Genomic DNA, 14422 nt, shown 5'->3' on the forward strand with positions numbered 1-14422 from the left:
TCAAAAAATGGGTGCTAACTCAATCATTCCATGCCCTCGGGGATGCATACCAGCAGGTAAAAATTGCCTGTGCGCCAACTAATGTTAGATAGTAAATAAAGGCCGTCCCAACAGCTATGTGCGTGGCAGAGGGATGGTCTTTTCGCGTCAACTTTTCTAGCTCACCAGCTACTCGATTTATTTTCGAAATATATGTTGTTCCCGGTCGTATACTTTTTGAAAAATGAAACTTGTGAGGGGGAAGATTTATGAAAAAAATTGCTCTGTTTGGTATTGCTGCTGCATTATTTCTATCACTTTCATTTCCTAGTGTTAGCAGCGCAAAAGAACAACGTATACCTTGTGAAGTTGACGGGTATTGCGGATGGCCAACCTATAGCGTTTAACGCCAATACTTACCCTCGACAAAATCATACCAACAAGGCTGTCCCAAATGCCATAAATAGGGCTAGGGGATAGCCTTTTTTTGTCGTATATCCCCGGTTGATTTGACATTTTTGAGCGGTTGGACATGACAGGTAACTGTTTGTTATATGCCCAAATTTTTCGCCTACTGTGATATCGCCCTTACATAGCTCCGCAATTTGCATAGCTTGAGTTTGAGGTTCTTCCTCATACTTTTCAAAGGGGTGATATCGATGGGATTCTTTGACGACAATTTTGCTTTGGTCTTGGTTCTTTTCGTTTTATTAACAATTGTTGCTTGCAGTTGTGATGAGTGCTAATATACCTGTCCAATGTTATGGGCGGCTAAGCTGCCCTCTTCCTCCCTCTTCGAAATCATTGAGCTTTGAGCCCTTCTTTGTCCAATCCTCCCACGATACGCTTTCGTAGAAAGAGGATTAGTATTATGGAGAGGATAGCTGAGGACACCCTGTCAGACGACAAAACCTACCATTTCACCAAAAGAGCCGCCCGGTTCTTTTCCGAGCGGCTTAACGTCTTCATGTCAGGAGTCTAACGACTTGCGACTACATACTTCTAGAGTATTATTTATTTTACGCTTTTCACTTGCGACTTGCTTTGCATCTGTCATTGTCATCAAATGAAAGGTTAAGCTACATAATGTAAATATTTACCATCTTATTGAAATTTAGTATAATTACCTTTGGTTTATATATTTAGAATTTGGTCAGAATTGAGCAAAAGGAGTGTTCTAGGTATGAAAAAACAGCTTCTCTCTATTTCACTGTTCGCTTTACTCCTCTCTGGCGCACCTGCATATGCTTCCGCTTCTACTAGTGCTCACGTACAAAGTGAAACAAACACAGTCTCCGTTGAGCAACAAAAACAAACACAATCATTCACCAAATATTACTACCTTACTCCTGGGCAGTTAAGTCCAAAGGAAGCGATTTATCTCAAGAAAGGGCAGGAGCTCCGTATCCGTGCAAATGGTAGCTTTGCTAATTACACCGTTTATAATGCTCAAAATAAACAGATTTGGAGTGGTACGACAGGTATCATTATTAAGGCTGATGAGGACGGGTATCGCTACGTACAATTTCAAGCGCCGTATTCTTATCAGGATCAAAATGTAATCGTAGCTACTTATACGATTCAGTAAAGCGTGAATAGATTTTAGCCCGTCTTGATAGTGAAGACGGGCTTTATAACGTTTTGCATCACTCTTCCATGTAAGCCTTCCTCTGAAGAGTGTTACAAGCGTTGACGTTGTTTACCCCTTCTATGAATAAAGAGGAAACCAACATGAATTTCAAAAAGCCGTCATAGTGATCCGCCTCATCGCCCTATCTTTTGTGTCGATTGCATGGTTATTGCTTTTTCAGCAACATGTTACCAATCTCCTCTAGGAGCATTTCCTTTCCAATTGGGCCAAAGGCTTTGGTATTGAATGTTTCATTGGTAATCTCATAGAGATGGCCTTGTTGAACTGCCTTGTTGCTTTTCCATACTGGGCTATTCTTCAGTTCTGCGTAAACATCATCTGCTTTCCCTCCGAAATTGACGAGGAACATATGGTCTGCCTGAAAATTCGTCAGTCCTTCTAGCTCGATCATTTCCATTGTTTTATCTGTAGGTGTTCCAGCTGCCGGCTTTAGGCCGAGGTCAGTGAATAAGATATCTGCATAGCCATAGTTCCCGTACACACGGAACAATTTTGGCGTTACGGCCAGGAACATAAAGGTCTCGTCGCCGTACGCTTGCTTGAGTTGCTCACGCATTTCTTTCGTCTTCACGTCATATCCAGCCAGCCATTTGTTCACGTCCTCTTCTTGTCCAAACAGGCGACCGATTTCTTTAAACTTATCACGCCATTTGTCCATGTCTGTCTCCAGAACGACAGTCGGCGCGATTTTGGACAGCTGCTCGTACATCTTTTGCTGGCGGTTATTCATAATAATTAGGTCTGGCTTTGTTTCTACCACAGCTTCTAGATTGATGGAGTCATCCCACATCCAACCAACTGGTTTTACATCTGTCAGCTTATCCGCTACGTGGGACATGATTTTTGTCTTGTATGTATTGGCCGTAGCAACCGGCTTGTGTCCCAAAATGAGAAGCTCCTCCGCTGCTCCCGATACGTCAGCAATTCTCTTTGGTTCCGCTGGGATCGTCACTTCCCCCATCAGGTGCTTGACTACGCGTGTCTCAGGCTTCTTCGGGGCTTCCGTAGCCGTTTGGCTGGTTCCACAACCCGCCGACACGGCAGTAACTACTGCGACCAAGCAGGCCAGTACGATTTGTGTTCCTTTTTTCATGTGCTCATTTCTCCTCGTCACGTGGTGTTTAGTGTGAAATATCATTTGATAATGATTATCATTATAAGTGACAGAGTAGATAATCACATATTTGAACTCTTATGTCAATGATTTTTATATTTTTTGTGTATATATAAAAAAGAGCTTGTCCCATTGTCTCTCGACTTTTAGGACAGCCCCTTCCAACCTAAGGCCAAGTTGATACATAAAAAGCATGTTGCAGATTGGGAATTTCTCCGCATCCTCTTGCTTTTTAATGTCATCGTAGCAAAACTACTTTGGTTCATAGCTGCCGTCGTGCCCGATTCAACTGTTCTTGATCACGCAACCCTGTATTACCCTCTTCCCCTTCTCTTAAGTAATTTCGAGTAAAGTTCAATCGAAATGAAACAGCAAAATAACGAAACGAATACTGATTATAATTTAAACTAGGTCTCTTATCTGAGACGAGTATGATAACCTTTCTTTTCTTAGTGGAGGGAGCGCGATTATGCATAAGGTAGTTGAGCCAAAAATTCTTTACTTTGGGACGCCAGTTGTACTCATCAGCACATTAAATGAAGACAATTCTGTCAACTTGGCACCTATGTCTTCTGCATGGTGGCTGAATCAATCATGCATGCTTGGAATGAGTAGTTCATCTCAAACCGTTGCCAATTTATTGCGTGAGCGTGAATGTGTTTTAAATCTTCCTTCGTCTGATCTTGCTCATGCGGTAGACCGACTAGCTTTACTTACTGGGCGAAATCCTGTCCCGGAGCGTAAGGCTAATGTGGGATACCGATTTGAACCAGATAAATTCAAAACGGCTAGGCTCACCCCCCAAGATTCGGACCTAATTCGTCCACCACGCGTTGCTGAGTGTCCAGTTCAATTAGAGGCAATCGTAGAGCAGGTCCATAATTTTGAACTGCCCAGCTCTTTAAAAGCTATTGAAGTGAAGATAATACGCGTTCATATTGATGAACAAATCCTTATGACTGGCGAGAAGAACTACATCGATCCTGAGAAGTGGAGCCCACTAATTATGAACTTTTGCGAATTTTTTGGCCTTAGCCCCAAGGTGCACCCGTCAAGATTAGCCCCAGTTTTTGGGCCTTCTCCAGGTTCCATTGGTAAATCGAGTTAAGCATCATTGGGTGCTTTTGAGCGCCCTTTCTTTTCGAATATTTTTACCAGAAGTTAGCATTGGAAAAATACAGTTGAACTTCATAAGATGAAGCGGCGTATTGGCTTAGGAATTGGAATTGTAGCGTATGCCTCCGAACATACTGAGACAGCCGCTATCTTCACTCATTAAGGGCTTATTACACGGGTGACAATATCTGACGAGCTCAATGCTACCGTTGTAATCGGAATCAAGCGGGCTCCCTAAAATGATTTAGGAGTCTCCCCCTGTCCACACATAGACTAGCGTTTCAAGAACTCATCAGTATTCTCTCTGATAGGAAGAAAACCCGTCTCTTTAAAATAGGGACGGGTTTTCAATTTCTTGAACTTCACTGAGTCAAAACAAATAGAAAAATACACGATTGCTGCCCGAAGTTATAGAGATGATGTAATAAAAGAATGGCCCAAAGATTGGACTTTTGAAGGCTATGACCAGAATCTATCGGAACCAAAGGAGCAATATCGATATTTTGGCAATAAACGCCGCCTTTTCCGTCGAGTTGGTTGCTTACAGCGCACCAGACGATTGTCGCTGCTCCTTCCGGTACGGTTTTGCGTTCCTCCGTCAATTCGCTAAACGCCCGCCGTCCCTGTATGTCGATCACCCCAGAAGCGCTTAATTCTTCATTGGACAAATGACGCGAGAGTTCGGTGACGATGGTACCGGGGTGTACGGAGAACGCGCGTACATGGTGTGGCTTGCCCCGCTTATCCAGTTCTAGTGCAAATAGGGCGTTAGCCGTCTTGGATTGCCCATACGCCTCCCACTTGTTGTAAGCGCGGTGTAGATAATTCGGATCTTCGAAATGGATGCTACCTAGTCTATGACCGCCTGAAGAAACGGAAACGACTCGAGCGCCGTTTGCTCGTTTCAGAGCTGGCCAAAGCCGTGATGTCAGTTGAAAGTGTCCCAAATGATTGGTGGCAAACTGCAGTTCATATCCTCTGCGATCGTGCTGTTCAGGTATAGCCATGATCCCTGCGCAGTTCACGAGAATATGAAGGGGGCGGTCCGATTCCTCAAATTGGTGGGCGAAGGCATCGATTGAGTCCGGATCGGCAAGATCAAGCTCGCCTAGTTCCGCTTCAGGAACGGCCTCCATTGCAACTTTGGCTTTGTCCAGCGAACGGGCAGGAACGATTACTTGTGCGCCTGCCTTCGCGAGTACCCTCGATACCTCCAAGCCAATACCAGAATATCCGCCAGTCACAATGGCAACCTTACCGGCCAAATCTACTCCTTGCATGATATCTTCGGCAGTTGTACGTGGTCCGTAACCGGTGTGCAGCGGTTGTTGCGGTATCCGTTGGTTTGCTTCAATCCTCATATTCTTTTCCCTCCATTTGATGCCCATCCTTGATCTCTTGAAAATGCTTGAGCTTGTATCGAATGATTTCAGCGGTTGCGCTCAATTCGGATATGCGTTGCTCGATCGCCTCCCGGTGCTCGTCCAACAACGCATAACAGTGCGCATCGTCTTTTAGTGAGTAGTGCTCTACGTACTCTTTGATTTTCTTCAGTGGCATGTCTGTTCTTCTGAGATGGTTCAAAAAACGGATACGACCGATATCTCCCTCGTCGTACATTCGTTTTTGTCCGCCGCCTCTCGTCGGCGAAGCAAGTAGTCCGATTTTCTCGTAATAACGAAGGGTATCCGTAGAAAGCCCTGTCTGCTCTGCAACTTCGGAAATCGAATACGTCCGATCTTCGTTCATGAATGCCTCCTTACTTGCTCAACTTTCTCTTGCGTTATAACCTTACTCCTTGGAGTAAGCTCCAAGTCAAGGTCTTCCTTGCTCTTTTTCTTATGGGGAATTAAGGAGGAACTTTAAAAAAACTGTACAAAAATAGCTGCTTACACAGACTATTTTGTACAGCATGATACTTATGTACAGATTCAATTTTGCTTGTCATGTATGGTACAAAAGAATTGAGATTGGTTTTTATGATGTACAAATTTTTTTATAGAGATACTTTAGGTTCGAAATGTAAAGGACGTCAGATAACTTTATCTACCTGTTCGAGCAGCTTCGTAGGTCACTTCGATAAAAAAAGCCCCCAACTGCTTTAAGCAAATTGGGGGTTACAAGAAGTAATACGTGAATAAAAAAGTAGTCTTTAATATATTAGGATATCAGCTCTATATTTACTACAAGTATATATTAGTATGCATACCTTCTCTTGCCAAAAAAATAGCTCAGACTAAGTCGTACGCCTTATCCCCAAGAGAATGCCCGCTGATAATGCTTCTATGAAATCGATTCATTTCAGGGGCATTCCATTTGAATGAGGACTTCTAATCAAGCGAAATTAACCCAAAATGTACTCGGCCAATACGCTCTGTATCTGGTAAATATTCAAGTTTTTGTTAAATTGTTTTTGGATCGGTACTGCACTTCCTGAAACCCAAATTTTCAATTCCGCATCCAAGTCAAAATTTCCGGCTGTTTCAATGCTAAAATGATGAATACTTTTATAAGGAATGGAATGGTACTCTATCTTTCTGCCAGTAATACCTTGCTTATCAACTAATATTAACCGCTTGTTGGTGAAGATGAACATATCGCGAATTAATTTGTACGCCTTTTCTATTCTCTCATTGTTCGCTAAGATTTGAGCATACTCCTGTTGAACCTCTGCAATGTTAACTTCCGAAGCATTACCCATTAGACCATCTAATAAGCCCACATTAACGTCCCCCTATTCAACTAATTGATAAATCATATTCTACAAGCAGCTTAAAATTCCTACTGAAGTAGTTACTTTTTCCTCAAGGAGAGTGATTACCTTGAAATTCAGGATATAGAAGCCTATGCTGTTAGACTCCCGAAATATTGTGTTAAATCACTTGAAAAGTGGAATGCTTCAGTCAATTTCTTGAGTGACAAGGTATTTCGCACAGAAAAATATTGTAAGTAATTGGATTTATTTGTAATATTTAGTAGAATCTAAAAATTAGGAGATGATAGAATTGAAATGGTTTGGTAAAGTTGCTTTAGTTACACTACTTTCTGCTTCCGTTTTTCTACCATCAGAAACATTTGCTGCCGGTTCCCAGCAGTCTTCGACCAAAGAAGCAGCACCTGCTGCGACTGAAACAAAAGTATTAGGTTTTGAGCAAGGAACTAGAGGATATTCTGACTCTGCTTATTTTTATATTAATTCTCCTACTGTTCTTACTGTTAAGGTGACTCAAAGCGGAATAAATGTTGATAATCCGTTAGTAGAGTACGCTATATATAGACAAGACGGAACTGATTATAACCCAAACTTTGGATATTTTCTGTTTCCTGGGACAGGTTCATTTAGTTTTCAAAGTACTAAAGTGTTACCAATAGGCCAATATTATATTAGAGTTAAGAACAATGGAGCCGGGAAAGTTCGTGGAACTGTGTCAGTCATCACTCCATAAATTCCCTTTCTTATTTGATGGAGGCTTTCTACTGAAGGCCTCCTTTGATGTTTTCATTTGAATCCGTGGATCAAAATGGGAAGGCGCTTTGTTTGGGTGAAACAGTAATTCTCCCAGAAGAAATTAACCCATTCATTTCAGTTCTTCGCCATTACGATATACTCGTTACTGCCCTTCACAACCACTGGCTTTTTAACAACCTTGGCATCATGTTTATACACTTTGAATCAATAGATGAACCCGTCCAATTTGCCTACAAGGTTCGTCATGCCAATTCAGTCTTGAAGCATTAATCTTTACCCCTTTATGGGGTATTTTTTACGATTTCTCGCTACGAAGGATTTCTTCCTCACCCATGTTTTTTATTGGAATCACGATTAACAGGAACGTTCATTTGCTTTACATACGAACAGAAGTGAATCATGCAAATAAAAAAGCCCTCTCGCAGTTCACGATCAAGCATCTGGATACATTCCCCTTAGATTCATTATGATGTAAAAATAAAATCTACGAAGCTAGTCAAACTTCGTGATCAACATGTATACGGTATATAGATATATACAGAGAGACGTCCTAATTTGGACGTCTTTTTGACGCGCCTTAGACCGTCCAAATTGCACCTTAGTCTCGTTATGTTTAATCTGTTATTCAATAGCCCTGTCCTTCCTAATAAGCACGAATCAAAATGGTTGATAGATCAATATTTTACAAAAATTTGAAATTAAGTTACGCTATTATTATTAGAACTTTCTGTAAAGGAGGTGATACTTATGAAAAAGCTTTTTGCTTTTGCCCTAGCAGTCGTTATGGTAATGTCAGTCTCTACGGCTGCTTTTGCATACAGTAAACCAAATTGTAGTAGCAGTGGCGGCGGTGGCGGCAGTTGGGGTGGTGGTGGCAAAAAACCCCTTGAACACCATTGTACACCATATTAATCCCAGATAATTTGAGTAAGCCTCCAATTGGGGGCTTTATTCAATTACCGTTTTGTTACATACTATCGAGGTGATGCAATACAACCTTGAGGATAACACTTACGCCGAAGCAAGATCTGTTGAAAACGATGCCGTTCAAATCGAACGGCTATTTTACTTTGTACACCGATTGTTAAAATGTGAATGAATTCATCCCCGATATGAATTTGTATACGGCTTTTATGGTCAAAGACCATTCCTATCGGATTTCAATCTATCCCCCTCTAAACGCCTTTTGTCAATTTCTTCGGATTTCGTTGCGGCCATCACAGCCCTCCTGTTTTTCTGCCAGCTCCATCTATACCGGTCTACCTTCAAAGTAACGCATTTACCCAGTCAGTATTATCGGAGTCGGATCGAGCTGCCATTGTTGAAGGTCAACGATTTCGCCAAGACAAAAGTGAGTGAGGAGAGTTTCTCAATGACTCAAGAAGGCAGACAAATACACAATTTGTAGGATTTCCATATCTGTCTTATTCACCCTAAGGGAGAAAATCATATCCTATCTGGAAAGTCGGACACTTTGGCCAACCTGCTCAGGCACCTATGCTTGAAACTGCCTAGCGAAAAGGAGTTGAGAAGTTGACACATTCAGCGAAAAGCACCTTCAACAGCTCTATTAAAATTGATGTCCTGATCCCCGCTATTGAGAAAGACCTCGGCACTCTTCCCTATGTCATTGACAGCATCCGTAAGCAAGTGAAGCATCCTGTCGGTAAGATCATGGTTGTATCGCCACCAAGCAAACGAATTCAAGCCCTCTGCCGACGTAAAAACTGCACCTTCATCAATGAAAGACGCGTCCTACCGATTACAAAAAATGACATTCACTACCAGACCAAACGCACCAATCGCTCAGGCTGGCTGCTCCAACAATTGTTGAAGCTGGCAGGAGGAAACTTGACCAAGCAAAGGTATTATCTTGTGATTGACGCCGACACCATTCTCATCCGACCTCATGTCTTTCTCGTCAATGGGAAAACTGTTTTTTACTGCCGTAACTGGAGTCGTCCCGAGTATTTTCGAACCTATAGGAAATTAATGGGGGCCAAACCAACCGCTTCGCGCTCTTTCGTTGCCCACTATATGCTGTTCGACAAATCGAAGCTCTCCCGACTGAAGTCTAAAATTGAAGCTAGGCATAAGACTAGATGGTACTGGGCGATTATCAAGAAGACCAACAAGCAGAGTTATGCTGGCTTCTCCGAGTTCGAAACTTATGGTAACTTCGTGAAAGCTCACTACCCTGGTCATCTAGTTGTAAGAAGTTCCCTTAACAAAAGCTTATCTTCAAAACCAGCATCACTTACTCGCAAACGAATCATCAGTCTGGCTCAGAAATACAGGTCCATCTCCTTTCATAAACGTGGCTGGTACGTCCGGAAGAAAAAGAGCGCGAGAAAAATGAAGCGCTGATGTGTATGCCCACTTCTCAAAGAAAATTGAGATAGATATCATGGACAAGTTTGAAAGCTACAAGGAAAGTATGTACTCAGAAAATAGTGGGCAAAAGAGTTAAACTCCTGAAAAAATCAAAATTGCCCAACAAATAAAAAACCACTCTCACCTGCAGGTACAAGGGGTTTCGCTTATTAGTAAGCTGTCATGTAATGCTGGGGTTCCCAGTCGTGAACGCGTGTGTGGAACATGCTCTTCGTTTTCAATCGGTTTCAAAACTCCATGAAAACCGCATAAAATCAACATTTGTGAATGGTGATTGGACTATACATGTAAAAATGCCCGATATATGCTGCTTAGAGCCCTTCAACTTTGGAGGGCTCTTGTCTTCATTTCGTATTTCTAAATGATTGGAGAAACGTGGAGTGCCCACGGAATGGACAGCTCCTATTGTAGCTGCCATTTCAGTTGGTAAGTCTTTTCCGTTGCAAGTGCCCCACTAATCACCAGAGGTATTCTTGCCTGTTTTATTTCTTAATTCGAATAAAATTAATACACATAGATATCCAAGTGATGAGGTTAGCCATACAATAAAACTATCATTGTAGTCTACGTATCCAACACGGTAAAGCGAAATAAAGCCCAATATAACAACCAGTACAACAGTAAAAATAGAGAAGTTTTTACATATTTTTTTAATAGCCATTCCAGTCACAGCAATCACCTTTTTTCAGAATGATACCTGCTTTTATAATGTGCTAAAAGATGTCCATTTGTTGGGTTTAAGTTTTCTGAGGGAATCCTGCGGAGTTAGGGAAGTTTAAGTTCGCCAGGCAGAAGTCTACGCTGACCGGGAGCATTCACGGTTTGTTCTTTGTCATTACATGAGAAAAATTAATGGAAGTCGGAAGAAAGGGACTAGTTGTGCCAGCCCCTCTTTCATTTCTTTTTCTCCAACTCCGCCTTTAATCTTGCATTCTCTTCCAACAGCTTTTGAACGTCCGGGACATCCTTGCCGGAAAACCAGCCATACAAATCGTCTCTTGCTGCATACTCTGGCAATTGATCACGAAGTACCATTTTAATGTGCCGTACATCTTCAACATAATAGGTAGGAACTTGTTCCATGACCGATTGCTTAAACTCTTGAAATTTCTGATAATATTCAATTGCTGCGAAGTCGTAAGGCTTTTGTCTTAATGCTTCATCTGTGACAACAAAAGCAAATCTAGGTTTGCCCGCTTCTCCGGCATACTCATATTCCCAATGCGTATAGCTCTTGGATTCATCAGGAAGTGTTAAACCATAGAATCCTCCGAGAATCAGGATATATACATCGGACTCGTCGATCCATCTCTTCCTAATTTTCATTGGACTTTCCTTGAAAAATTGCTCGACTCCAGCAGGGATATGACCGGCTTGGAGTACGGCTTCAACAGCGGTATGTCTTTCCTCAATAAGATCGTAGTAAGTAGACGATATGTATATTTGTAATTTTTTTCTCATAAGCCCACCCAAATTAAAGAATTAGTATAAATAGAATCTACCACTCACTCACTTTATTTGTCAAAATTGACTGAGGTTTTCATGGTGGCAAGCTTGCTCCGGACGGCATTAGGAGGTTTATTGGTGCAGAGAAGGAATGGAAAAAGATCAAATTTTGCGACATATGCCACCATACAAACAGTTCTGGATGCGTTGGTTCGATCGAATTATTTCTCAGCCCGTAAACTTCTTCGGTCGCTTTCCCCTCATTGCATTGCTGGCGCTTGAGTCTCCATGCTATTCTCCTCCCCCGGGCACAAACCTAAAAAGGATTTCATTTTTACTTGTTTGGAAAAACTACGTTAGAAAGGAGCGTTACGAAGACTAACCTACCTGAGAAATATGAAGCGAATCAATCTGGGACCAAGATAAGTCTAAGCGGCTTTGAAGTAAGCAAACATATTGGTAGACTGTAATCCTCGAGATTCGGGGATTTTCTTTCTCACACTGGCATTGTAAGCAAGGAATTTAAAAACAGTTGAAGGAGTGAATTCGAATGACTCAATTCGATGTTGGATTGGTTCACAGGCTTGCTAATCAAATGGAGGGTCTTGCTTCAAATATTAAAAAACATGTAAACTCCCCAAATGAATTAAGCGAGGACATAAAACAGATGAAGAGTATCCTCAATGGTTTTCAATCGCTAACCAATTCGTCTGAAAATAGTGGAACCTATCCTATTGTAAAGGATAACGATGTAAGATAAGGTACTAGATTGTAAAGGTAGTTTGAAGCCTAACCCATTTCATCTTGTGTTCGAAGGAAATCCATCTCCAACGGCGTGTGGTGTATGAATCCCTATCAGCTTCCGATGAGGGAGCTTTTTTATTTTTATGGATCACCAAATGCTAACACGATAACATGAGAAAATTTGAAGAGCATATCCAGTAGATTTGTGGTGCATTTATGGGTGAAACAATTTTTATAACCGCATCCACAAATTTTTTAAAACCCCTCACACGCACAGGCATAAGGGGTTTCGCTTATTAGTAAGCAGTCATATATTGCACGCGCTCCCAGTCGTGAAGGCGTGTGTGGAACATATCCTTGGCTTTCGATCAGTTTTAATACTCCCTGGAAAGCGCATAATATCAACAGTTTCACCTACTGTTGTTTCAAACGACATCAAAGCCTTTTCAAATTTTCGTGGGCAAAAAGTGGGCAACTAAATGGGCAAACTCAAATCTCGATATTCTTAAAACTAAGTGCACCCAGGGGGCAATCCAAGCTACTGGGTGCACTTTTCCTTAATAAATAACCTTTTCTCTCATGCTTGTTTATTAACAGAATCGCGAACTCCTCCCGCTTCCATCACAAAACCGCATTTTTTGGAATAATGGACAAAGGGTTACATGATTTGGTGGTGGAAAGTTGTTCGATTATCCGATTACATGAATCGGTATTTGAAATCAACAAAATAGTCGCTTTAAAACGGTAGAGGGGGTGTATCCTTAGCCTTGGATGCCTTATGTTTCGAAAACAAGTCCCGAACTAAACTTAGAATTGCATCTCGTACTTTATTGCTTAGTCGTTTCTCCAAGTAGTGGTACGATATAGTCCCAATCGCTAGAGACAAAGCAACCATTAATGGGAGAAAACTTGGGTCTCGTAGTGACTCTCTGGCTGGAGTCTCCCACAAGATTACAGAAGTAGGGTTTGTGACTAGTGGATGAACTAGGTAGAGAGAAAAGGATATATTTCCGAGCCATAAAAGCCACTTAGGGACACGGAATTCGTATGTCTTGCTTGCGATAGCAAAACAAAGCACCATTATTGCCGCAGGGAATCCCCAACGAGTAATTCCCATATCTGAATGTACTCCGGAAACAATCCACCAGAATGCAAAGGTAGCAGAGATCCATGCGATACTGCGCGCGACTACAGAATTAGGTATTCGAAGAGGGCTAAAGTACAATAGCCCGATACCAACACCGGCGACAAACTCCCAAATCAGAGGGGAAGTCACTATATTGAGATACCCAGTGAAGTTGTACTGTTCGGTTCCTGCCAATGTTATGCTATTACCATGGAGATGAGGCAACATGTAAAGGGATGTAGCTATCCAAGCTAAAAATGCAAGCCACCTAAACTTTTTAAATAGTAAACTGATGCCAAAAATTAAGTAGAAATATATTTCGTAATTTAGTGTCCACCCAACGTGAAGTACGGGACTTCCAAAGAACGGTGCTCCTCCATCCTTTAGGTTAAGAGGGATGAACATTAGAGACTGAATTACATCTTCCCATGTGAAATCAAACTTAGCACCAACTATTTCATAAGCTATTCTCATGACTATGTAATATATGAATGTCAACACCAGGTAAACCGGAACAATGCGTGCAAGGCGCTTGATGCCAAACTGTATTGCGTAAAAAAATGATCCATCTGAGTTTCGTGTAGTGTATACCATGATGAACCCACTTATAATAAAAAATAGGTCAACACCCGAAGCATTAGCGTTAAAAAGCCAGTTCGATATTACGCTAGAGTCATTTATTGGGTAGTTTATCCTACTATGTAAAATTACCACCATCAATGCTGCAATTCCTCTAAACGCTTGCAAGAAATCAAGTTTTTTCATTATCGTCTCCTGAATATTTTTGATAACGTATATTTTAAACAATACTAGGCTCTTTATCTAGCACATTTGACAAAAGTTGATAAATTTCATTTATTATAAAAAAACAGGTTTGCATATATTGTAGAACGAGCGTTTTTATCACCTTTGACATGTCCAACACCGGAACACGAGCCAAGGCAATTAGCTGAATACACCTGACGGATTCTCGATCAATCGCATTTTCCAGCCGTCCGGATTATTCAATAATCCTTTGGCAGCTAGACTGTCGGTCGCCTTTATGCCTGCTTTACGCTGTCTCACATACACGCAAACGATTGAACATTCCCTCTATCCCTATTTCACTCTCTCAGGCACACTCACGTAGTGCTATTATTGGAAACCGGAACTGATATGAAATACATCCAGGAACGGCTCGGTCACGGTAGCATGCAAGTGACAGCAGACGTGTATGCCCACGTTTCCCAAAACTTAAAAACAGTAGCATCAGTAAATTCGAAGAGCACATGCAAAATATTTATGATTAATTTATGGGTGATTTGTGGGTGCGCTACACATTTAAAAATGCCCGGTATAAAGCTGCTAGGCCCTTTAACTTTGAAGGGCTCTTGATTTCATTTA

The 14422-nt window shown here is 41.6% G+C and carries 16 protein-coding genes; 10 read left to right on the forward strand and 6 right to left on the reverse strand.

Annotated features, from left to right (window positions below; all coding sequences use genetic code 11):
- Window positions 1–248 precede the first annotated feature (248 nt).
- From HP570_RS01765 to HP570_RS01775, 3 genes are all read left to right on the forward strand, one after another.
- Window positions 249–386, forward strand: coding sequence for a hypothetical protein (locus HP570_RS01765; RefSeq protein ID WP_155801098.1), 138 nt, complete (start codon window positions 249–251; stop codon window positions 384–386).
- A 252-nt stretch (window positions 387–638) separates the two neighbouring features.
- The gene (locus HP570_RS01770; RefSeq protein ID WP_016743434.1) at window positions 639–725 is read left to right on the forward strand and encodes a YjcZ family sporulation protein; all 87 of its coding nucleotides are present in this window, start codon (window positions 639–641) and stop codon (window positions 723–725) included.
- 437 nt (window positions 726–1162) lie between these two features.
- Window positions 1163–1567: a hypothetical protein gene (locus HP570_RS01775; protein ID WP_173624728.1), complete on the forward strand. Its 405-nt coding sequence runs from the start codon at window positions 1163–1165 to the stop codon at window positions 1565–1567.
- A 208-nt stretch (window positions 1568–1775) separates the two neighbouring features.
- On the opposite strand, the gene HP570_RS01780 is transcribed toward HP570_RS01775, so the two are convergent.
- On the reverse strand, window positions 1776–2723 hold the full coding sequence (locus HP570_RS01780) for an ABC transporter substrate-binding protein (protein WP_173624729.1): 948 nt from the start codon (window positions 2721–2723) through the stop codon (window positions 1776–1778).
- 490 nt (window positions 2724–3213) lie between these two features.
- Between HP570_RS01780 and HP570_RS01785 the strand changes: the two genes are divergently transcribed.
- The gene (locus HP570_RS01785; RefSeq protein ID WP_173624730.1) at window positions 3214–3852 is read left to right on the forward strand and encodes a flavin reductase family protein; all 639 of its coding nucleotides are present in this window, start codon (window positions 3214–3216) and stop codon (window positions 3850–3852) included.
- Between the two features lie 370 nt (window positions 3853–4222).
- Here HP570_RS01785 and HP570_RS01790 read toward each other — a convergent pair whose 3' ends face one another.
- The 3 genes from HP570_RS01790 to HP570_RS01800 all read right to left on the reverse strand — a co-directional run bounded on the left by HP570_RS01790 (window position 4223) and on the right by HP570_RS01800 (window position 6582).
- Window positions 4223–5221 (reverse strand): SDR family NAD(P)-dependent oxidoreductase, encoded by a 999-nt coding sequence (locus tag HP570_RS01790; protein WP_254494975.1) that lies wholly within the window; start codon window positions 5219–5221, stop codon window positions 4223–4225.
- Window positions 5211–5609: a MerR family transcriptional regulator gene (locus HP570_RS01795; protein ID WP_173624731.1), complete on the reverse strand. Its 399-nt coding sequence runs from the start codon at window positions 5607–5609 to the stop codon at window positions 5211–5213. Before HP570_RS01795 ends, HP570_RS01790 begins: the two co-directional genes overlap by 11 nt.
- A gap of 595 nt (window positions 5610–6204) precedes the next feature.
- Window positions 6205–6582 carry a PH domain-containing protein gene (locus HP570_RS01800; protein ID WP_015891615.1) on the reverse strand — a complete coding sequence of 126 codons (378 nt, stop codon included), beginning with the start codon at window positions 6580–6582 and terminating at the stop codon, window positions 6205–6207.
- A gap of 283 nt (window positions 6583–6865) precedes the next feature.
- Between HP570_RS01800 and HP570_RS01805 the strand changes: the two genes are divergently transcribed.
- From HP570_RS01805 to HP570_RS01820, 4 genes are all read left to right on the forward strand, one after another.
- Window positions 6866–7306, forward strand: coding sequence for a hypothetical protein (locus HP570_RS01805; protein WP_016743422.1), 441 nt, complete (start codon window positions 6866–6868; stop codon window positions 7304–7306).
- A 47-nt stretch (window positions 7307–7353) separates the two neighbouring features.
- Window positions 7354–7599, forward strand: coding sequence for a DUF1259 domain-containing protein (locus HP570_RS01810; RefSeq protein ID WP_254494977.1), 246 nt, complete (start codon window positions 7354–7356; stop codon window positions 7597–7599).
- Window positions 7600–8076: 477 nt separating this feature from the next.
- Complete coding sequence (locus HP570_RS01815; RefSeq protein WP_016743420.1) at window positions 8077–8241, forward strand: hypothetical protein; 165 nt, start codon at window positions 8077–8079, stop codon at window positions 8239–8241.
- Window positions 8242–8862: 621 nt separating this feature from the next.
- Window positions 8863–9696, forward strand: coding sequence for a DUF6492 family protein (locus tag HP570_RS01820; RefSeq protein ID WP_173624732.1), 834 nt, complete (start codon window positions 8863–8865; stop codon window positions 9694–9696).
- Between the two features lie 921 nt (window positions 9697–10617).
- Here HP570_RS01820 and HP570_RS01830 read toward each other — a convergent pair.
- Window positions 10618–11184, reverse strand: coding sequence for a DUF4062 domain-containing protein (locus HP570_RS01830; protein WP_173624733.1), 567 nt, complete (start codon window positions 11182–11184; stop codon window positions 10618–10620).
- A 535-nt stretch (window positions 11185–11719) separates the two neighbouring features.
- Between HP570_RS01830 and HP570_RS01835 the strand changes: the two genes are divergently transcribed.
- Window positions 11720–11929, forward strand: coding sequence for a hypothetical protein (locus tag HP570_RS01835; RefSeq protein WP_173624734.1), 210 nt, complete (start codon window positions 11720–11722; stop codon window positions 11927–11929).
- A gap of 720 nt (window positions 11930–12649) precedes the next feature.
- Here HP570_RS01835 and HP570_RS01840 read toward each other — a convergent pair.
- Window positions 12650–13804, reverse strand: coding sequence for an acyltransferase family protein (locus HP570_RS01840; RefSeq protein WP_173624735.1), 1155 nt, complete (start codon window positions 13802–13804; stop codon window positions 12650–12652).
- A 390-nt stretch (window positions 13805–14194) separates the two neighbouring features.
- Between HP570_RS01840 and HP570_RS29425 the strand changes: the two genes are divergently transcribed.
- A complete protein-coding gene (locus tag HP570_RS29425; RefSeq protein WP_254494980.1) occupies window positions 14195–14413 on the forward strand; it encodes a hypothetical protein in 219 nt (72 codons plus the stop codon).
- Window positions 14414–14422 lie beyond the last annotated feature (9 nt).

The sequence above is a fragment of the Brevibacillus sp. RS1.1 genome, assembly GCF_013284365.1.
In the GTDB taxonomy this organism is placed as follows: domain Bacteria; phylum Bacillota; class Bacilli; order Brevibacillales; family Brevibacillaceae; genus Brevibacillus; species Brevibacillus brevis_D.